The sequence below is a fragment of the Sphingobacterium sp. Ag1 genome, assembly GCF_000988325.1.
Lineage (GTDB): Bacteria > Bacteroidota > Bacteroidia > Sphingobacteriales > Sphingobacteriaceae > Sphingobacterium.
On sequence record NZ_LBGU01000037.1, the window covers coordinates 78,334 to 99,454 of the forward strand.

The following is a 21,121-nucleotide window of genomic DNA, read 5'->3' on the forward strand; positions in this document are numbered from 1 at the left end:
ATCACTGGGGAACTTTTACTGTATTTATACCATTTTATTTGGTAGTTTTGCACAAACTTAAACCTTGAAAGGGATTTAATATTTTTTTAATGAGTAATGTATGGAAAGAGGGCTTGTCTATTAACAAGCCACGTTGGATCATTCTGTTGTTGGATATGATCATAGTCACAATCGCCTTCTTTGCCAGCTATGTGCTGATCTTTAAGCATAGAGGTGGTATTGAGATCGAGCCAATGCAACAGCAGGGGGTGTTAGTGTCTACCATATACCTAATTTGTTTCTGTCTACTGGGAACTTTTAAAGGTGTAGTCCATAAAACAGGTATCCGCGAATTGCAGCGAATCGTTATGGCTATTGTACTGGCTTACTTTTCTACGGTAATAGTCTCTAAAATATTGGAATGGTCACAACCCGAATTTTTAACGACGATCTTTCCTTTTTCAGATACACAATTGCTTTTTCACGCCTTGATTGCGGGTTTCGGAATGACATTTAGCCGCGTACTCTACCGAGCGCTGTACCACGAGTTGATGTGGGGCAATAAAGACAACCGTATTCCGGTTATTTTATTTGGCGCAGGTAATATGGGTAATACTACCTTTCATTTTATCCATACTACATCGCGCAACAAATATCGGATTGTAGCCATTATGGATGATAATCCGCATCGCATCGGAAATCGAATCCAGGGTTTTAAAATTCATGATATCAGCGAGCTAAATAAAGCATTTGTTCAACGGCACGGCAATGCAGCTGAGCTTATCGTTGCAATAGATAATAGGGCTCCCGAACGACTAAGCAGAATTTTTAAGTTGGCCGAGCCGATTCCTTTAATCGTTAAAATTATTCCAGATACGGCTCGTTTAATGGCAGGGGAAGTGGCAACCCGGCAAATACGTAGTTTACGCATAGAGGACCTGCTGGGACGTAAAGCAATCGATCTAGACAATCCTGCTATTGCTGCAGAGATGAAGGGACAGATCGTATTGGTGACAGGGGGAGCAGGTTCTATTGGCGGTGAACTGGTGCGCCAGCTCGCGCATACAGATTTGAAACAGCTTATTGTGGTAGACCAAGCGGAATCTTCTTTGTATGATATTCAACAGGAGCTGAGCTCCTCCGCAAATTTTGCGCGTTGCGTATTTATGGTGGGCAATGTCCGGGATGCCGTATTTATGGATACACTGTTTCAGTTCTACATACCGACATACGTCTTTCATGCGGCTGCCTATAAACATGTACCTTTGATGGAAGCCAATCCATACGAATCTATTCTAACAAATGTATGGGGTTCGTATAACGTTGCTTTGCTGGCCGATAAATATAATGTAGCTAAATTTGTTATGATCTCCACGGATAAGGCGGTGAATCCGACCAATGTCATGGGGGCTACCAAACGTGTAGCGGAGATTGCTATATCGACGGTGAATATAAACTCCAAAACCAACTTTATCGTCACGCGTTTTGGTAATGTGTTAGGCTCCAATGGTTCAGTCATTCCATTGTTTGAAAAGCAAATGCTCAAAGGTGGGCCGCTGACAATTACCGATCCGAATATCACCCGTTATTTTATGACCATACCCGAAGCCTGCCAATTGGTACAGGAAGCTGCAGTGATGGGTAAAGGCGGTGAAATATTTGTCTTTGACATGGGCGAACCCGTTAAGATTATGGATCTCGCTAAACAGATGATCCGCTTAAAAGGCTACAATTACCCCGAAGATATTGACATTAAGGTCGTAGGTCTCAGACCGGGTGAAAAGATATTTGAAGAGCTTCTGGCAAATGGGGAGAATACCGAAAAGACCTATCATGAGAAGATTATGATTGCAAAGGTCAACACCCCGGACCTCGCATTGCAAAAAGCGCGAATTGAACAACTTTGTGCACTCGCGAAGACTGCGGATCCGAATGATGATAAAATGAAACTAGTGCAATTAGTTAAAGATATTGTACCAGAATTCCGTTCTCAGAATTCGATATTCACTTCTTTAGATTGCTAATTTTTTTGATCTTAGTATTATGCTTATTTCTGAAAATTTATAATATTCTATTATAGAAAATTTTCTTAGAAAGGTATTTATAAATGTTATGAAATTAAAAATATTTATTTTGTATTTTTATTTGAAATTTAAAACTAATATGAGGAGTTTATTGTCGATTTTTATGCTGGTTTTTGTTCTAGGATGTTCAAAAGACGGCGAAACAGGTCCACAAGGACCTCCAGGTGAGAAAGGTTCTCAAGGGGAAAAAGGTGTTAACGGCCAAAATGGGAGTACCATTTTAAGTGGAAAAATTGCACCCAGTACAACAGTAGGTGTTAATGGTGATTTTTATCTTAACCTTTCAAATGGAGATTTATATGGACCAAAAACCAGTGGAGGTTGGGGCTCCGCATTTAATTTAAAAGGTCCTACAGGTGCAACAGGAATACCTGGCGCAACAATTCTTTCCGGGCAAGGGGTGCCATCCATTTCTATCGGTAGAGCTGGAGATTTTTATATTAATTTGAAAGAAATGTCTATCTACGGCCCAAAATCAGAAAGTAGTTGGGGAAATCCAACCAGTTTGAAATCCGATACTGAAAATGGCGTATCGGTTTATATTATAAAACCGGATTGGGGTAAAAATTACATTAGTGCTCCAAATGGAAATATTTGGATCTATTCTTCTCTCACTGACGAATATACGATTTCTGGAGATGCATCGAATACGTATTTTGTTACTTATGCTGCCGCTTCTCCGGGATATGAAGGGCTAAGCAACAACATAAGTTTAAATCAATGGAAAGAATTGGTCGGTGAATATACTAAGAAATATTACAAATTTTCAAGTGTAAGTATCGGTTTGAATGGATTATTTGACGTAAGAGTTGAAAGTAATATTACATCCACAGGTTCTAACGCTACTAAGTTTAAATTTAGTGTAGCAGGTTCAGACGGCTGGCAACAATCACCTTTTAGATCTAATACAATATGGATCTTAGTGAAGGCTTATAAATATGAGGAATTAAAAGCGAAAGGAATTGCTAGGGAAAATGTTGAGCGATATCTTCGGCTCAAATAGTAAAGTGGTTATTTTCACTTTACTAAAGGAACGATCTAAAAGCCTTTTTATAAAAGAACCTCACCATTTATGGTGAGGTTCTTTTTTTTGTCTTCCAGTTTTATTTCAATGTATATCAGGAACTCCGAAAATATTTACTTTATAAAACGATCTGATCTGGAATGACTTCTCATTTTAAAAGGTCAATCCTTATCACTTTTAATATCCCGGATTCTGTGCCAGGCTGCTGTTACCAGCAATGGCCTGATTAGGTACTGGAAAACGATTCAGATGCGTGGAAGTACTCGGATTATGATCCCACCACTTTTCTGTCGTGAAAGCTTTCCACCGGATCAGATCCGTGCGTCGTCGACCTTCCCCTAGAAATTCAATACTCCATTCATCCAGAATACGGTACTTGTCCATATTGGCAGCAGTTACGGGATTAGGATCGGCAGCATTGACAAAGTTGCGCTTTCGGACGATATTGAACAGTTCCGCAGCCTTTTCCTTATTTCCTAATCTGTAATCACATTCGGCAAGCATATAGTAGACTTCTGCCAATCGGATAATCGGCATATCAGCTCCCCAGCGTAACGTATTGTTGGCGAGATTCGGGATGGGTACTTTCACAAGACGTACGCCTGTGTTTTCCTCACCTTCGGACATTTTGGAGGACAGCTGATCGATGGAACTGTATTTTTTTCCTGGCCCAACTTCTGAAAAGCGACCGACCTGGTCGACAAAGTTCAAGGGCTTGTCCTTATATTCCTCACCGCCGAGAATAGCCTCGCCGCTCGGTGTTTTATGGGGACCAACGATAAACATCCCCTCATATTGGTCCGAGCCATGGTAAACGTAGGGTGCTTTGCGTAGATCGCCTTGGTCGAAGGTTTCAAAAGGTGAACCTAGCTTAAAGTCTGCTGTGTAAAGTGAGCCGTTGGGCTTCTTCGACGGCGTCAGATGGGCTCCATTGTTGCCGCCCATGTCCTGTGCAAAGAACTGTTTCGTGTTGTAATGATAGAAGTCGGCATAAAACCAATTGTACTCCAGCATCTTGAATTCGGATGGCATAGACCAAATAATTTCGGGCGATTCATTGTTTTTAAACCCGTGCACGCCGTTCCATTTGGTATCTAGAGCATAATCTCCATAAACCTTATTGACAATATCCTGTGCCAATTTTTGGCTTTCAGCATACATCGCTTTACCGATATAGGCCTCTGCATTGAAGTAGAGCTGTGCCAGCATGGCTGCTGCCGCAGCTTTTCGGATCGCCCCTTCTTCCTTGTCGCCGGCCTTCTTTGCCGGAAGATTTTCAATAGCAGCTTTGAGCAGCTTTTCGATATGGGCAAACAGTTCCTGTTCGCTATTGCGCGGTAGGGACTCTTGGTCTAGGGATTCGAAAATAGGCATACCGCCAAAATAATCTAATCCACGTAGATAAAAGTAGGCGATCAAGGCATCCAATTGTGCGAGATCTGCTGCTTTCCGCTCGTCGCTCAGGGCAAATTTGCCGTAGTCCAATTTGCTTAGATCGCTTTTTGTATCCAGTGCGAGGGCAACCCCCATCAGGGTTCCGCGCCAGCTTCCCCAAATCCAATTGTCATCTGCCGTCCAACGGTGGTAATGATAGCGCTCATTCTCGCCACCATTATACCAGTGGCGTCCCTTGGTGGTAATGGCAAAATTGTCTGCCGTATATTCCTGTAGGCGCCAACGGTCTTCGCCCATATACCATTTGGCATGGGTAAATGGTCTAAACAAGGCCGCCTTGATGTCTTTCTCACTTTTGAAAAAGGTGTCCGGCGTGACCGAACTATAAAATTCCTGATCCAATTTGGTGCATCCTGATAGCAATAATGCTACGGATAATGCTGCTATGGAAATGTATTTTTTCATATTTGTTTAGTTTAAAAATTTACTTGTAACCCCATCATAAAAGTCCTGGTCTTTGGATAGACATTGCGTTCTTCAAAGCCAGGTTCGAGGCCATTGATATTGACTTCGGGATCCAGTCCACTGTAGTTTGTAAACACAAAAAGGTCGCGTGCAGTAGCATAGACACGCATTGATTTCAGTGGTTTGATCCAATTTTGGTTAAAACGATAACCGATGTTCAGCGCGTCAACCTTTAGAAAAGTGCCTTTTTCCAACCAGTAATCGCTCAACTCTTTTTCTCCCTTGATATTTTTATGCTTGTCGTAGGCCTCTTCCAATACATTCTGTCCTTTTACATTGGGCAGGCTATAGTACATATTGATCATATTGAACACATCGTGTCCGATCCAGCTACGCATATAGATACTTGCATCCCAGTTTTTATAGGTAAATTGGTTGTTCCAGGAAAGCTGTAAGGTCGGGATCGCATTGCCGACAAAAGACTTGTCGCCAACGGTCTTGTTGTGGTCCCGCACATCAAAGGCATTTCCGTCCTTGTCATAGAGTTTCCAATAGCCGTCATCTGTAAATCCGGCAAATTTCCATAGGAAAAACTGGCCAATATCCTGCGCTGGGTACAGCCTTACCGCGGAGCCTGGCGAACCGGGTGCCGGGAAGTCTTTCCGGTCGGTAAAGGTCTGACTGCCCCACAATGTATTGAGCCTACTTTTGTTATGTGAAGCGACAATGCTGGTGGTATAACTGAAATGATCATTGTCTACGGCTTTGAAATTCAGTTCAAATTCATATCCGGCATTTTGCATGCTACCCACATTCATGGTGGTTTTATCGTGGATCGCCGGCGGTTGGGAAACGCTGATGTCATAAATCAGGTCGTCGATCTTGCGTTTGTAAATATCAAAACGACCGCTTAAACGGTTGTTCAATACGGTGAAATCTAAACCGAGGTTGTATTCTTTTTTGACCTCCCATTTGATGTTTGGATTTTGGTTGTGCATCACGCCATAAGTCCTAAACCATTTGCCATCCTGCAAAAACCAGGTGTCGGCGCTATACATCCGGGTGGCAACTTTTGCATCAAAGCCTTCATTGCCCGTTTCTCCATAGCCTGCGCGTAATTTTAAGTCATTGATAAATTTGACATCCCGTAGGAAGGGTTCCTGGGAAACACGCCAGCCTGCGGACAGTCCCGGGAAGAATCCCCATCTGTTTTTAGGTGCAAATTTGCTGGAACCTTCGTAACGTGCCGTTGCGGTCAGGATATAGCGGTCCAGATACGAGTAGTTGACACGCCCGAAAAAAGCAGCAAGCTTGACCCAAGGGTTTTTCCAGGAGCCAATGCCTGCACGTCCGTCAGGTAAATAGGTTCCTGTTCCCATATCGTTTTCGCCAATACCATCAACAGGGAAATTGGAGTTTTCGGCCGAAAATCCTTGTCCATTAAAATCCTGGTAACTATAACCTGCCACAGCATTTAGGGAATGAGAGTCCCAACGGTTTGTATAGTTGGCGGTCCATTCAAAGACGCGGTCATTGAACCGGCTATAATATTGCTTGGCAAATCCGTCTACATTGTTCTCCCGCGAAATGCGATGTTGTGCCGATCGGTAATAGTTGCCATGTTCGCTGTTGTTCTTTATCCCGATGGTTGCGCTTGTGGTCAGATGTTCTGTGAGGTTTAACTTTAAGGTTGCATTGGCCAAAAGGTATTTGAATTGCTTTTCATCGCTGCGCAGGCGGGCTTCAGCCACAGGATTCCAGGTGTCATATCCGCCTTCCAGTACATTATATCCACTGACATCATTGGCATCATAAGGTGTTTCGGTAGGATTCATCACCAGGGCCATGTTAAAAATGTCATTGTTGTTAAAGATGTCACCATTGGAGCCAAACGCTTTTACCTGGTTGTAGCTGATATTGGTATTCAACTCCGCAAAGCCATCGAAAAATTTGAAGGCACTATTGATCCGTCCACCGATTTCATCCCGCTTGGAGGTGATCGCCATTCCTTCGGCGTCGCGTTTGGTAAAGGTGGTATAGACATTGGCATTTTCGGAACCGCCGCTGATGTTTGCGACTTGCCGATGGCTGAATGGATTATTGTTGGTAACCTCATCATACCAGTCGGTGCGATGTCCAAGGTCTTCACCGAGGCCATATTCCACAAATTTCTCTGCCGATAGGACCTTGGGACGTTTGCGGATGGATTCGACAAAGTATTCGGAGGTAAAATTCACCTGTGCTTTTCCGACCTGTGGTCGTTTTGTGGTGATCAGGATCACACCGCCAGAGGCACGCGTTCCGTAGATAGCGGCAGCAGAGGCGTCGCGCAGCACGTTAATGGATTCAATATCTTCCTTCGCTACGGAGTTGATATCGCCGCCTGGAACACCATCAATAACCACGAGGGGTCCCTGTGAGGCGTTTACTGAATTGACACCGCGCAATTGCAAGGAGATACCGGCATTAGGGTCAGTTCCATTGGTGGATATGACACTGAGACCAGGTACTTTACCTTGGATCGCCAAAAGTGGAGAGACAGCACCCGCGACCATGTCTTTCTGTTTGATGCTTGAAACGGCGCTGGTCAATTCTTTCTTGTCAAGGGAGCCATAACCGACGACGACAGCCTCCTCGAGCTGCTGCGTGTCAGATACCAGTTGTACGTTTACACTGGAACCACCCGTATAAGTGATTTCCCTGGCGCTAAAGCCGATCATTCGAACGACGAGGACAGCATTTCGCTCCACGTTAGTCAGGGTGAAAGTTCCGTTGGCGTCGGTGGAGGTGCTACTATTGCTTCCCTTTACAGACACCGTGGCTCCAGCTAGGGGATTGCCCTGTTGGTCCTTAACACTGCCCTTGACTGTAGTTTGGGCCTGCTGCACATAGGGTGCATGGGGTAGGGCATAAGCGGCTCCAGCAAAAAAACTGCTGCTGGATAGCAATAATTTAGTAGCCACTTTAAAACTGTTGATTTTAAAATTCATGTGCTAATGTTTATTAAAGGATATTGGTTGTTTACGAAAAATGAGTTTGACAGGATTTTTGGAGAATGGTCAATGTCAGCTGTCGGCTCCAAAAAAAATGGATATATTCAAATTCAAGATACTGCATATAATTCGTGTGATATGAACACTAAATTTACAGCATTAGCAGTATAGGCACTGCTGATTGAGACAATATGAGGGTATTTTGAGACAATTTGACTGTTGATATCAATCAATGATAAGCTGTTTCAACTATACAGTAAAAGGAAGATATTGATTTATTTATTGCAACTGTATTGCTTTTGTGTTGATTTTATTATATTTGCAACTATATTGCATTAACAAAAGCTATACTATATGATCAAACCAATAAAAATTATCCTAGCATTTATGCTCGTATCTGAGCTTTTTGTATCCTGTAAAAAAGAAGGGGAAATAGTGGAGGTCGTTTCTCCAAAAGCAGAAAATATAGAAATTGGCTATGCCAATAATAAGCAAGCAATCCGAGGGCGGGATTTTCATTTTAATGCAGATATTCTGGCCGGCGATAAAATCGAGTCTGTTCAAGTCAAGATTTTGCCTAAGACTGAGCTGATAAATTCATCGCCATGGAAAATGGAAATTGCTTGGGAAGAGTTTATGGGATTAAAAAATGCCAATGTGCACAAACATTTTACCATTCCAGTGGAAGCGCCTGAGGGTAAATTTGATTTTTTATTTATCGTAAACGATGTTAATGGATCAAAGCTTGAGTTAAAGGAAGATTTTCAGATCTTCGATGCGGCTAATATGCCTGTTGACCCAATTGTGGACCGTGATATCTTCTCCCGAAACGATGATATGGTATACTATATGAATACCTATGTAGAGAATCCATTGGTTTTCAAAAAAGGGGATAAGTTTACGGCACGTGCGCAGATTAAGCAAATACAGGGGGATGGTATTTTATATACAGCATTGATCAGGCGAAGCCTGAATCATTTTCCTGAAACGGTTGATAAACTTGACCTAACGAAGGCTATCATTATTTCTAAAGTTGAGCATAAAGATCTGGGACCGGCGTCAAAAGTCAATACTTACAAGTTGGTTAATGGCGTGATAAGTGGCGATGACATTATAATCGGTGCCGAGACAGATGGTTTAGGCAGTCAGATTACCGGTGAGAGACAATGGCAATCTAGTCAATACAATCTCGTTATATTATATAAAAATACCACGTTTAATATGAGTACTTTTAAGTCTATTCCCATTACTATTGAGTATTAGAAGATATTGGCCTAGTTAACTCTATCAAAGCTTTCCCAGTTAAGGGAAGGCTTTTACTTTTTTAATAGATGCTCTATAAGAATGGTGAATTACCGGTTTTACTTGAAGAAATTGCGACTGATGTTATAGCTAATTATATCATTGTCCGCTGATCGGGAGTTTACTGATATATATGATCGCTGTATCTGTGGACGTTGGATAAGTACGTTCATTGCCTTTAACAGTCCACTCAAAACGAGTTCCTTCAGCGCCAATGTAAAGTCGATTTTTCTTATCGTGGTAGACATAGTTCAGTTGTCGGCGGAAAGGAAAATCGAGCAGCTGTTCCCCTTTATCAGTAACCCTCATTATTTTGTCTGGCTGCATTAACGGACGTCCATATTCTTTGTCGATGATTTCTTTGGGCTGAGGGACGATTTTGTAAGATTCGTTTTCACTGATTTTTGTTTCTTTTCGATTGACCCGTACTTTATCATAGACTTCGTAGCCGTATTTGCCTTTTGTGCTCCAACTTTTGCCATGATCCAATGAGAATAAAAATGGACTTGTCGAATGGTCTTGGAAGTTGCTTAAAGCCATCAGTTCTCCCTGATACATACTGAAGCTTGGTATGCCAAGTCCTGCATCACTGACCATTTGCCATGAAGCTCCTTTATCTGTAGTCATATAAATCTTGTACATGGTGGCCACAACCAGGGTGTCGTCGATATTGCCGTAAATAGCCGATGTGCCTCTGAGCTGTCCCGGGATACTCAATTTCGTCCAAGTAGCATCTTTCGTTTCAATATCGATATGATCTTTCGGCTCAGTAGAGTCGTCCTTTTGGCAAGAACTAAAAAACAGGCCGATGGCGCAGACAAAAAGCAGGGTTCGTAGAGTCATTTTAAATTGCATGTTTTTTGCGATTTGAGTAAACAAGCTGTGTGATTTTTAAGCTTAATATAATTTTAAAGATAGTTATAATAACTTAAAGTTATTATATGTGTGGATATATATTTTTGTTTTCAATACTTTTCAAAAAGAAATGTAAGGTCGAAGGGAAAGTCTCCTTTAATATAAACCCTTTAAAGGGGAAAAATAAGATGCGATTGCAGTGAAAGTTTGAGTAATTTTTAGCTGCAGAGAACCATGGCAAATAGTAGCCAAATTAAGCCTTTTGACATTGCTCGTTCATTGCTCGTTCAGTGTTTGTTCAGTAATTACTCAGTGTGTAATGGATAAACATTGACTGATTACTATGTAAGAATTGATTGAAAACTGTTATTAGGCATAACTTTGCATTACTGTGTTTCGGTTTTATTGTTTATCTAATACCTAGGGAGGCAATTAGGGCAACCATCAAAATTGGCGGTAATCAGACTGTAGCTGGGAAAGCAGATTCTGTTATGTTTTTGTAAAGCTAAACTAAGCTGTTATGTGCGATCCTGCTATTCAGAGTTGCGTAGAATTGCATAAAAAAGAGGCTATCCAGTTGAATAGCCTCTTTCATTCGTTATTTATAAACAGGTCGCTTACATTAATTGGCCGTCAAAGCAACTGCATTGAGCTGTCTAGAGGTTCCATCAGGACCTACAGCAACGATATTGTCGAAGATAACGCGTGTGCCTGGTACAATGCCATTAAGGGCTGATGACATGCTTGAACTCAGCTGGCCACCAGAAGTGGACAGTACGATTGCATCCGCACGCGGCTTAGCAATGATCATCGTAAATTTGGTGACCCTAAAAGTTGCATCAAAGTCAAAGTTATCCAGTTTGGCAAAAAGTGCATTTTGTGCTTTCAATGCTACGGTAGCCATTGATCCGCCTGTTTTGCCCGCAAACTTGGCAATCGGATCCGGAATACGTTTCACACGGAATTCTGTCGAACTCAAAGTTTGTGTTTTTCCCGGTGCCACCTCAGCCGAGACCGAGATATGTGCTGTACCCGGAGAACTTACTTTCACATTATACTTACCACCACCGGAACTGGAAATACTACCCCCACTCATGCTGACACGGATTTTATCGGTAGATGTACCGGGAGCTGATACCGATATCGGGTTGTTTACACCAATATACAGTACATTCATTTTGTCTGGTGATACCACTGCCGAAGGACGAGCTACTTGATAGGTCTGTACAGGTGTACGATATTCTTTATAAGATCCGTCTGTCTGTTTGACTTTAATTACCCCAGTCCAGGTATAGATGCCTTCACGGCTGGTGTTGACCGAATAAACACCTTTTCCATCCACCACCTGAAGCGATGATCCATTGACCGAAATGGTCGGTTCAGATTTGGAATCGGATGCCGTCAGAAATACTTCGGCTTTGTACGGTTGGCCTTGTACCAAGTAAGAAGTCGGAGCCACAGCAACCGCTGCAAATTTGTCCAGGTTCACGACGGCCTGATCCATTTTACCTAAAATAAGCTTAACCACATCAGACTCGGCGTTTTGTGCGTCGGTCTGTATTTTGGTCAAAATCGTCATGGCTGCGGTCAAAGGGGTACCACTGCCAAAATTAATTTCCTCCCAGGATTTCTTGCCGTTTACAGCCTTCTCCGGATCTTTTGCCTCCAAAGAGAATGAAACCATTTTTTGTTCTTCAGGTGTCAGTAGGGCCAATAGTTTGGTACGCGTTGTATTGATTTTGTCTTTTAATTGGGTACCCTTTTTCTCGTTGATCATCAAATTTGGGGAGATGTCTTCGTTTTCACGTTGGGCAAGATCGCCCTTTTCTTCATCATAGCCACCGCCTTGTTTAACGAACTCTTCTTTTAAGGAAGCGATATATTGATTGAGTTCCCCAATAATAGCCTGTGCTTTTTTAGCCTTCTCATAAATTGGCTTGGCACGTGCGGGTTCTTCCTTTAATTTGGTGTTTTCGAATGCGGTGAACAGCTGCTGAACGGCCGTGCTGACATTCGACTTGGATGTTTCGAGACTGTTGTTGATATTTTTGAATGCATCCAAGATGGAATCCGGTACATTGAGCGCCAATAAGGCGAGCAAGACCAGATAGAGGATGCCAATCATCCTTTGTCTTGGAGTTTCTCTTCCTAATGCCATTGTTTTTGATTTAAGTGATACAAGAATTAATTACACACGCGGTTGATTCATCGCGCTCAACATGTTGCCATAGATGGCATTCAAGGCATTGAGGTTTTTCGCTAGCTTGCCCACTTCATCTTTAAACGCTTTGGAATCATCCAGCGATTCGTTGAAGTTCTGCATGGTAAAGCTTAGGTTTTCATAAAACTTGTTCATCGATTGTAAATGTGATGCCGAATCGCGTAACTCACGTTCATACATCGCATTTAATTGACTTAGATTGGTCGTCAGACTTTTTACCTGCTCGTGGTAGTTGGATGTATCACCAGAGGTGTTTGACATGGCGACTAGGTTTTGCGAAGCTTTTTCGAAAGCGAGACTCAGGTTGTCAAATTTGGAAGTTGCTGTTCTGAGCTTATTCGTAAATTCCTCTGTTGCTAATGAAACATCAGACAGTTTATTGATAGCTGATACCTTTTCACTGAAATCACGTAGGCCACGACCTAGATTTTCAATGCTTGCCGGTTCAATGTTGGCATCGGCGAACATTTTATCTAAAGCTGCAGTTGCCGATGGCCCTGCCGGTTGAGCAACCACAGTTTTTCCTCTTTGTGGAAGCTCGCCGTTAAAATTGTCGTCCAATTCGGGATAAACGCGGGTCCAGTCCGGTTCTGGTGCTGGCGGGTTGAAACCCATTAAAAAGAAAAGGAAGGCCTCTACACCTAAACCGATTCCGATCATATAGTTGGCTGTGGTGCCACCAATATGTAGAATCTTAAATAGTACCCCGATGATGACGATACTCGCTCCCCAGGATATGGCCACATTCAGCCATCTAGAATTGTCTTTTTTCTTGCTCATTGTTAATCTATTATGTTTTGGTTTAATTTTCTTGGAAAGCTTATGCGCTCATCTATATCCGTTTTAATAAACGGTCAATGTTGTTTCTATAGTATACATCCGATAAATCACATATTTAGTTAGTTGTCTGCAATTGGCTCTGTAGACTCAAAAAACATACCAAAAGAGGTTTGCATTCCCTGCAAATTTTAAAAAAACGGGAGTCCACAGCAGTCAAAATTCGTTCTCTCCAATCGATCTTTCTCAAAATAAAACAAACGTTAGGCCTTCTTAGCAGTTATACTTTAAATAAGATGTAAGTCGTAAACACAAAGAAAGAACAGCATGATGAACGAAACATTAATTCAACTTTCACAGACCTGGCCCGCTTGGCTCTGGAATATTGCATTAATCCTCTTTTCATTTTTAATAGGTTTTTTGATCAAACTGATTTTTATACCACTTTTGCGCAGACAGGCCATCCAGCAGGAGTCTTATAGTTTATTTCGTTCCTTTGTAAGACGTTTTAACCGCGTGCTAAGTATTTTTATACCATTAATTGTTTTTAATAGTTTGCTGCCCTTTGCCCAATTTAATGAACGAACACTCCGCGTGGTCAGCAAAACCAACGAGCTTTTGCTCGTTAGCTTCTTTGCGGTGGTGCTGATCCAGGGAATCAAGGTTTTTGAAGATTACCTCTACCATCGTTTTGATGTCAATAAGGAAAATAACCTGCGGGAACGGAAGATCAGGACACAAATTGTCTTTATTCGAAAAGTGGTGGTTACTCTGATCATTGTGATTTCCTTGGCAATCATCCTACTCAGTTTTGATAGCATGCAAAAGATCGGCGCTGGCCTACTTACAGGTGTGGGAGTTGGCGGTATCATTATCGGTTTTGCAGCACAGAAGTCCCTTGGAAATTTGCTTGCTGGTTTTCAGATCGCTTTTACGCAGCCCATTCGCATGGACGATGTCCTGGTTGTTGAAGGGGAATGGGGCCGTGTGGAGGAAATCAATCTGACCTACGTGGTCGTTAATATCTGGGACAAACGCCGCTTGGTACTGCCCATTACCTATTTTATTGAAAAACCATTTCAAAATTGGACGCGCACGACTTCGGAGATACTAGGAACCGTATTTATCTATACGGATTTTACCGTACCTGTAGTGCTACTGCGTGAGAAACTGACAGCCTTACTCACCGGGCATCCGCTTTGGGACGGTAAAGTAAACGTGCTTCAGGTGACAGATCTTAAAGAACGTACCATGGAGATCCGATGCCTGATGAGCTGCCGCAATTCAGGCCAGGCTTTTGACCTACGCTGTTATATACGTGAACAGATGATTGCCTATATCCACACGAATTTCCCGGATGCATTAGCCAGAACACGGGTAGATTATCAGGAGAGTACGCAAAAGGGGCTGTAATAGCTAGGTAGCGATCGAGAAATGATAATCTGTTGAAAAATAAGTGTAATTTATTTAAGTTTGTTTAAAATGTTAGCGTTAGCGATATGTTGATTTTCTACGTTGTATTCTCGGGAATATTAATTCTACTGAGTGTATTACCTTTCATCCAGAGCCAACATTGGATCTTTCGGGTAGCCGAATTTGTCAAGCTGCAGCTGCTGGTATTTCAGGTGCCCGCATTGGCGATGGGTTTTTATCTTGTGGGGGAAGACCCATGGATATGGTGGTTGCAGGTAGTACAGTTGGCGCTGATCGTATACCATGCCTATATATTGATACGCTACACCAAATTTTGGCGTCGTGAAAAATATGAAAAGGGCAAAGATGCATCGGATAGTATTAAAGTGATCTCCTGTAATGTGCTGCAATTCAATACGGCGTATAACCGCTTCATTGACCTGATTCAGAAAGAAAAGCCGCAAATTTTTTTGACCATGGAAAGCGATGCGGCATGGGAAAAAGCCTTACGTGTGCTGGAAAGTGATTATCCTAATTTTGAGAAGGTAACCCTGGACAATACCTATGGTATGCATTTTTATTCCAATCTGAAGATCAACAAATGTCAGGTGCATTATTTTGTAGCGGATGATATTCCGAGTATTGAAGCCGAACTGGAAACCGCCGATGGACATCGTTTTGTCTTTTTTGCTGTACATCCACCGCCGCCGAGTCCGACCGAAGAGGAAACTTCCAAAGAAAGAGATGGCGATCTGCTCAGTGTGGCCAAGCGGGTGCGCGATTATAAAATGCCCGTGGTTGTTACAGGGGATTTTAATAATGTCGCTTGGGCCAAATCTTCGCTCTTGTTCAAAAAAACCAGCAAATTGATCGATGCACGTATTGGCCGGGGTATTCTTTCCACCTTTCATGCCAATTATTGGTTTTTTAGGGTACCCTTGGATCTGTTGTTTCATAGTCCAACGGTATTTATCGATAAACTTTTTATTTATCCTTCTGTTGGATCGGATCATTTTCCAATGGGCTGTACCTTTTTTATCGACCGCTACTCCGAAGAGCAGGCGGAAGATATTGAGCACCTGGAGGAAGGTGATATGACCGAAGTCAATGAAATGATTGCTGATGGAAAAGAGGAAGAAAGTGACAATCGGAATTAATAGGCAGGAGTCAGCTTTTGACTATTAAAGATAAGGTACCTTTTATGTAAAAACTGTTCAATAGAGATTTGGTGCAAGTAGTTGTTATTCAGTTGTTTTAATTTGTCTATATTTAAATAACTGTGTGCTAATATCGACAGAAATATGTAAATTAACAGGCACTGATCATTTTCTTTAAATCTAACGAATGGATAAAGATTATCATAGTAAACTGGACGACGAACAGCTGTTGTCCAAGACCATCGATTTTCTGCGTTTCCCACTAATTGTTGGCGTGGTATTTATTCATACCGACTTCTCTGATGTGGTTATTAAAGGCGTTAAAAGCATCAATTTGGTTAACTATCCCATTTTCACACACGCTTTTTTTCTATTTTCCAAAGTCATTTTCGAGGTGTGCGTACCGCTCTTTTTTTTAATTTCTGGCTTTTTGTTCTTTTACAAAACGGAAAATTTTTCATTTAAAGTTTACCTGAAAAAATTAAAAGGACGTTTCCGTTCGTTGTTCATTCCTTATATCTTTTGGAATGTTGTTGTGCTCCTTTTCTTCTTTCTAGCACAGACTTTTCTCTCGGGAAGTCTGATGTCGGGAAGAAATAAATTAGTAACAGATTATAGTTTGATGGAATGGATTTGGTCTTTTTGGGATACATCGCATATTAACCCGCATGTCGAAAAGACTCTTCCCGTCAATTCTCCATTTTGGTTTATACGTGATCTGATGGTGGTGGTGCTCACATCCCCATTGCTTTATTTCCTCATTAAAAGGCTAAAAGTTTATGCCGTTATACTCTTAGGTATAATCTGGGTCATCAACCCTTATTTTTATCAGCCGGGACTAAGCACTGTATCATACTTTTTCTTTGCCGCGGGGGCCTATTTCAGTATCAATAAAAAGAATTTTGTAGAAATAATGAAACCAGTACTGTATCAATCAGGAGTTCTGTATTTGTTATTGGTGATCGCCCAATTTTATTTCTTAGGTATCAACTGGTGGAGCTATCTGTATTGTGCTGGAATTATGACGGGGCTTGTGTTCGCTGTGGCATTGTCCGCGCATTTTATTGAAAAAGAAAAATGGCAAATGGGTCCCTTCTGGACGCATGGTAGTTTTTTCGTTTTTGCGTATCATCGTTTACCCTTGGTATTCGTGATCAAATTCTTATTTACATTAGTGCGGCCACATTCTGATGTGGCCTTGTTATTTTTATATTTTGCTTGTCCTACGCTTATAATAATACTGGGATTGCTGAGCTATAGCATCATGCGGTCCTTTTTGCCCAAATTTACAGCTATCATTTGTGGAGGACGATAATGGATTTTATGAAAAAATATAAATGGATTGTTGGTTTGTTGATAGTGGCCTGTCTGTCACTGTTTGTAAGATATGGACTGAAATTATACAACAAAAGCCAACAGAAGAGAATTAAATCTGAGTTTGTATTTACAGACCTGATCAATTTGGGTTGCACCTCGGTCAAAAATCAGGGAGCCTCAAATACCTGCTGGTCCTATACGGGCAATTCTTTCCTGGAATCTGAAATGATTAGAATGGGCAAAAAACCAATTGATATTTCGCAGATATATACGGCACGTCAGGCCTATCTGGAGAAAGCCCGTACCTTTGTGCGGCTGCATGGCGGGCTGTCAATGAAAGAAGGTGGGCAGTTACACGATGTATTGAATACCTACCGTAAATATGGTGCAATGCCCAGGTCGGCGTATTCGGGACTCCGAGGCGAGGCGACTTACAATGATTTTAGTGAGCTGACGCCGGCTTTGAATACCATGCTTAAGGTATTGGTCAAAAACAAACGACTGACATCAAATTGGGAGCGAGCATATATCGCGACAATGGATGCCTACTTAGGGGAGTTACCAGCACAATTCAATTATGAAGGTAAGGTGTATACCCCCCGCACATTTGCGGATCAGTTCATTGGGATAAATCCGGATGATTATGTGGGTTTAGCCTCGGTAACGGACCAATCCTATTACAAGCCATTTGTGTTATTGGTACCCGACAACTGGTCCTTCGACCGGTTTTATAACGTACAGATGGATGATCTGACCACTGTTATTGATCATGCATTAGAAAAGGGGTTTACAGTGGCCTGGACAACCGATATCTCAGATCCTGGATTTTCCTGGAACTATGGTGTTGCCTATGTTCCCGAAAAATCGATTAATCAGATGACGGCTGAGGAAAAGGATGCCATGTTCGTTAAACCTCAACGAGAAAAAAAGGTGTCGGCAGCGGAAAGGCAAGCGGCCTTTGACAATTGGGAAACAACCGATGACCATGCGATGCACATTGTTGGGCTTGCAAAAGATCAGCAGGGAAAGGAATATTATCGCGTTAAAAATTCTTGGGGGAAATCCAATGAATATCATGGATATCTGTATGTATCCAAAGAATTTGTCCGTTTTAAAACCCTGACAATAATTTTGCATAAAGCAGGGCTGAGCCCCGATTTTAGATTGAAGCTTGGCCTTTCCTGATTCCCAGTTCTTTCCATATTTCAGACGGATGTTTGTGCTATGGAAAACAATAAATTTACTTCTCGATGCTTGCGCGCATGTTTATTTATATTTGCAACAACCTGTTCGGTTGGCGCTCTCGCCCAAGAAAATAAATCCTTACCCGATAAAGTGCATCATGCCGAACCTTTATATAATGATCTTGTCCGGGATCTCGGTGCGCGGAAAGGGGAGAAGGAATTTAATGTCGGCGCTGATATTAAAAGAATGCATTCGGCTGATGAATTTGGCTACCTTATGGAGTATGAATTTGCGCCTATAGATCGATTGGGATTGGAAGCTGAAACAGATTTTGCATATTCAAAAAGCCGCATGGCCAATGTGTCATCCAGCAATCAATTGGAAAGGTTGCGTCTATCGTCGCAGTATTCCTTTTATGTTTCTAAAAAGCAGGCAACAACCTTGGCTGTTGGGTATACACAGATCTTTGATTTTGTGGATGGTGGTACCGTGTTTAATCCATTTTTTATAGCCGCCAAAAACTGGTATAGCAATTGGCATGCATTGATTTACACGGGGCCAGAATTCGCCTATCGTTATGGTTCATCGGGTATGGATACGGCATGGCAGATGAATACCTCATTTCATTATACCATACCGCAGACAGATCACTTTATTGGTATTGAGGTCAATCAGGAAATTTCTTCGGATGGGATACAAACGACATTGCATCCCCAAATTAAGCTAGGGCTGAGCAACAAAATAGCCATTGGTATGGCTGTGGGATTGCCGGTTAGTGGCAAAGAAAAAGTGCTTAGTGCCTTTTGGAGGCTGATCTATCAATTGTAATTTGCTGAAAATTATGTATGAAATGTGCTTTTGATGACGGGATAAAAAGTAAATGGGGCGAACGCCTTCGCCCCATTATATCCATTAATATTATCAAGTCGAACGCAAAAAAAATGACTTGACGAGCCAAAAGTAAAAAATAATATGAAACTTACGATGTAAAAAATTTTAGTAATCTTATAAAATCGTAAAAAGTAGATAGGAAACTACAGTATTTTTATAAAAAAAGCGGCTTGATATGCATCAAGCCGCTTCGTAAAGGATTTTGCCGTATTAGCGCATTTTAGTTGGCGCGTACACAACGTACGTTTTTGAATGTTGAACTAACGACATTTAGTCCCAAGAGATCAACATTTGCTAGGAGTTCAGCTGTGCCTAAAGCTCCTACGAATTGCGAACCAAGAGCTGTACTCTTGTTTGCACCATGGAAGCCCCAGCCACCAAGACCAGCTAAGCCCAATAAGTTAACTGCAGATACATTTGTCCAGTAAGCCGTCTCATTGCCATAGCTATTGCCAAGGTTTAAGGTGACCAAACCATCAGAACCAAAATCTGTCAACACATTGACGTTAGTAATCTCACCATTGTGATAGAATCTTAAGACATTGGAATTGGCGCCAAAAGCAGGATTTCCACTTCCGTTATTGCTTGCTGCAAGCGTATACTGCATGTAATTGGTGCCGAGACCGCTAGCGCCTGGAGCAGGTGCAGGTATAACTAAAGCTAAAAGGTTTCCTAGTACATCTGCGAGTAAGCCATTTCCAGTCGTGTACGGAGCGAAGTCAGTATTGCTAGGTTGTTTCCAAAGTCCTTGTGGATAAATTAAAGCACAAGGGTCTTGTTTGGCAACAGTACTGGAAACAAATTTACGTGGAATGGCACTTCCGAAAGAGAAATAGCCTCTTCCATCTGTGGTTGCAGTTTGCGTATTATTCGCATAGAATCTATAAGGATTATGGCCATTGTCAACACTAGGATCATAATACAAGTTAGATCTTGCCCATTTTACCGTATTGCGGCTTGAAGTTAAAGTAGATTCCACAATATTCGCCAACAATCGGTGGCTCTTGCCTAACTCAGGAGTTACACTAAATGTCATATTGATAGGAGTGGCCGATCCATATGTACGTGCAGTATTATTATCCCTATGTGTAATTGCCAGATTGGATACCGACACGCCGATGTTGTTTATCGCTGTTGTTCCTGCGGTATAAGCATAAACAATTTTAGCATCTGAATAAGCAGGATCAATGTTGGTAAAGCTACTCCAATTAACCGTTGGTGTAAATGTAGTTGCTTCAGGTGTAATTGCTCCTGTCGCCAGGTTGATTGTTCCGGTTCGCAATGTTAAGCCGGTCACAGAAACTGTACCTGAGTTCATTGGCCCAAATACGCCCATTGAGTTTAGTTCAATTGCTAAACGAGAAAATGCGTGATTGAACGTAATCGGTAATGATACGTTAGATCCTGGAGTACTTGGTACAGTGATATTACCACTTGCATAAAGAATATCTTTATTTTGTGGCATCAATAAAGAAGTGTTTCCAGTTGTAATCGTTGGGATGGCATCTTGGTTGTTGTACGAAAGCGCTACCCATTTGTAGGTTGTGCCTGGGGTTACAGCAATTGTTCCGCTGCCACCAACAGTAAACTGTTGAGAGGAAATAACCTGTGTGCCATCTGATGAAAGAAGGTATAGGCGGTAAGTAACGCCACTAGCAAGAGCGGCGCGCAGATTTGAACCAGCAGCAGCTACCTGACTTGATCCATTATACCCTTTTACTGCGATACCCGAAGCAGAAACAAATGGTACATTATTGTCAACAGTCGTTGCGACATCGACATCAGAAAAGGACTGCACATTATACTTTGCAGCTTTACCGTTTGTTGATCCTTGTTTAACAACAGTGTCATTGTTTTCATTGATACCGCTGACGGATAAAACGAGGTTAGTGCCTTCATGTTCGCTTCCTTGTTCGACAGGAGCGTTTTTATCTTTGGAACAGCTTGTTGCAAGCATTCCCGAAGTGGCTAATAGAACGGTCGCGACAATCCAATTAGCCTTTTTAATAGTTGAAAAGTTCATAAATTTCTTTAAATAATTTAATAAATTCTTTTGCTGTTTT

The 21,121-nt window shown here is 41.9% G+C and carries 14 protein-coding genes; 8 read left to right on the forward strand and 6 right to left on the reverse strand.

All coding sequences use genetic code 11. From position 1 onward, the window contains the following. Positions 1-89 precede the first annotated feature (89 nt). Both AAW12_RS11705 and AAW12_RS25460 read left to right on the forward strand, forming a co-directional pair. A complete protein-coding gene (locus AAW12_RS11705; RefSeq protein ID WP_046673815.1) occupies positions 90-2,003 on the forward strand; it encodes a polysaccharide biosynthesis protein in 1,914 nt (637 codons plus the stop codon). Positions 2,004-2,091: 88 nt separating this feature from the next. Continuing rightward, positions 2,092-3,066, forward strand: a complete 975-nt coding sequence (locus AAW12_RS25460; protein WP_053003639.1) for a collagen-like protein — start codon at positions 2,092-2,094, stop codon at positions 3,064-3,066. Positions 3,067-3,264: 198 nt separating this feature from the next. Here AAW12_RS25460 and AAW12_RS11715 read toward each other — a convergent pair whose 3' ends face one another. Both AAW12_RS11715 and AAW12_RS11720 read right to left on the reverse strand, forming a co-directional pair. After that, complete coding sequence (locus AAW12_RS11715) at positions 3,265-4,947, reverse strand: RagB/SusD family nutrient uptake outer membrane protein (RefSeq protein WP_046673816.1); 1,683 nt, start codon at positions 4,945-4,947, stop codon at positions 3,265-3,267. A gap of 11 nt (positions 4,948-4,958) precedes the next feature. Beyond that, on the reverse strand, positions 4,959-7,937 hold the full coding sequence (locus tag AAW12_RS11720; RefSeq protein ID WP_053003640.1) for a SusC/RagA family TonB-linked outer membrane protein: 2,979 nt from the start codon (positions 7,935-7,937) through the stop codon (positions 4,959-4,961). Positions 7,938-8,294: 357 nt separating this feature from the next. Here AAW12_RS11720 and AAW12_RS11725 point away from each other — a divergent pair, with 357 nt between their 5' ends. Continuing rightward, positions 8,295-9,203 (forward strand): DUF4625 domain-containing protein, encoded by a 909-nt coding sequence (locus AAW12_RS11725; protein WP_084823152.1) that lies wholly within the window; start codon positions 8,295-8,297, stop codon positions 9,201-9,203. A gap of 138 nt (positions 9,204-9,341) precedes the next feature. Here AAW12_RS11725 and AAW12_RS11730 read toward each other — a convergent pair whose 3' ends face one another. The 3 genes from AAW12_RS11730 to gldL form a co-directional block, all read right to left on the reverse strand. After that, on the reverse strand, positions 9,342-10,085 hold the full coding sequence (locus tag AAW12_RS11730) for a hypothetical protein (protein ID WP_156167625.1): 744 nt from the start codon (positions 10,083-10,085) through the stop codon (positions 9,342-9,344). 634 nt (positions 10,086-10,719) lie between these two features. Then, on the reverse strand, positions 10,720-12,255 hold the full coding sequence (gene gldM, locus AAW12_RS11735) for a gliding motility protein GldM (RefSeq protein WP_046673818.1): 1,536 nt from the start codon (positions 12,253-12,255) through the stop codon (positions 10,720-10,722). Positions 12,256-12,285: 30 nt separating this feature from the next. Then, entirely contained in the window at positions 12,286-13,098 is an 813-nt protein-coding gene (gene gldL, locus AAW12_RS11740) for a gliding motility protein GldL (RefSeq protein WP_046673819.1), read from the reverse strand. A 324-nt stretch (positions 13,099-13,422) separates the two neighbouring features. Between gldL and AAW12_RS11745 the strand changes: the two genes are divergently transcribed. The 5 genes from AAW12_RS11745 (at position 13,423) to AAW12_RS11765 (ending at position 18,995) form a co-directional block, all read left to right on the forward strand. Continuing rightward, entirely contained in the window at positions 13,423-14,508 is a 1,086-nt protein-coding gene (locus tag AAW12_RS11745; protein WP_231585257.1) for a mechanosensitive ion channel family protein, read from the forward strand. A gap of 86 nt (positions 14,509-14,594) precedes the next feature. Beyond that, positions 14,595-15,665, forward strand: a complete 1,071-nt coding sequence (locus AAW12_RS11750) for an endonuclease/exonuclease/phosphatase family protein (RefSeq protein ID WP_046673820.1) — start codon at positions 14,595-14,597, stop codon at positions 15,663-15,665. A gap of 187 nt (positions 15,666-15,852) precedes the next feature. Continuing rightward, positions 15,853-16,980, forward strand: a complete 1,128-nt coding sequence (locus AAW12_RS11755) for an acyltransferase family protein (RefSeq protein WP_197084023.1) — start codon at positions 15,853-15,855, stop codon at positions 16,978-16,980. 8 nt (positions 16,981-16,988) lie between these two features. Beyond that, positions 16,989-18,167 carry an aminopeptidase C gene (locus AAW12_RS11760; RefSeq protein WP_053003656.1) on the forward strand — a complete coding sequence of 393 codons (1,179 nt, stop codon included), beginning with the start codon at positions 16,989-16,991 and terminating at the stop codon, positions 18,165-18,167. 39 nt (positions 18,168-18,206) lie between these two features. After that, the gene (locus AAW12_RS11765) at positions 18,207-18,995 is read left to right on the forward strand and encodes an HAEPLYID family protein (RefSeq protein WP_053003641.1); all 789 of its coding nucleotides are present in this window, start codon (positions 18,207-18,209) and stop codon (positions 18,993-18,995) included. A 283-nt stretch (positions 18,996-19,278) separates the two neighbouring features. Here AAW12_RS11765 and AAW12_RS11770 read toward each other — a convergent pair whose 3' ends face one another. After that, entirely contained in the window at positions 19,279-21,081 is a 1,803-nt protein-coding gene (locus tag AAW12_RS11770; protein ID WP_046673821.1) for a hypothetical protein, read from the reverse strand. Between the last annotated feature and the right edge of the window lie 40 nt (positions 21,082-21,121).